This is a genomic window from Oleiphilus sp. HI0128, assembly GCF_001635365.1.
Window position 1 is genome coordinate 1 of record NZ_LWGG01001342.1, and the last position, 755, is coordinate 755.

Consider the following 755-nt stretch of genomic DNA (forward strand, 5'->3'; position numbering starts at 1 on the left):
CATCCTCAACCGTGCCTCGCTCCTCACTAATTGCTGCCGCCATGCTTTCTACGCCAACCGGGCCGCCAGCAAATGTTTCGAGTACCGCGAGTAGTAAGCGCCGATCCATTTGATCCAAGCCTTTTGCGTCAACGTTGAGCATACTTAGGGCTTTATCAGCATTGTTCTTATCCAAGACACCATTACCTTTAACCTCGGCGTAGTCTCTTACTCGCCTTAGCAATCGATTGGCTATCCGGGGCGTCCCTCTGGAACGACAGGCTATCTCATCGGCTCCACCCTGTTCAATCTCTAATCCGAGTAACTGGGCTGAACGACTAACAATGGAGCTCAAATCCTGGTTATTGTAGAACTCAAGACGCTGAACGATCCCAAATCGGTCTCTTAACGGAGAGGTGAGCAAACCTGCTCGCGTGGTTGCACCAACAAGCGTAAAGGGAGGTAAGTCGAGCTTGATAGACCTTGCAGCCGGACCTTCACCTATCATGATATCGAGCTGATAATCTTCCATTGCCGGATATAAGACTTCTTCAACTGAAGCATTCATTCGGTGAATTTCATCAATGAAAAGAACGTCTCCTGCTTCCAAGTTTGTCAGCAATGCAGCAAGATCACCGGCTTTTTCAAGAACAGGGCCAGAAGTAGACTTAATATTGCTCCCTAGCTCATTTGCAATAATATTCGCTAGCGTTGTTTTACCTAGTCCAGGCGGACCGAAAATAAGCACATGATCCAGCGCTTCTTGCCTTTTACTG

1 protein-coding gene is annotated in these 755 nt (G+C 48.1%); it reads right to left on the reverse strand.

The window, feature by feature from the left end:
* A partial coding sequence (gene ruvB, locus A3763_RS22380; protein ID WP_068760545.1) for a Holliday junction branch migration DNA helicase RuvB occupies window positions 1-755 on the reverse strand: 755 nt, incomplete at both ends.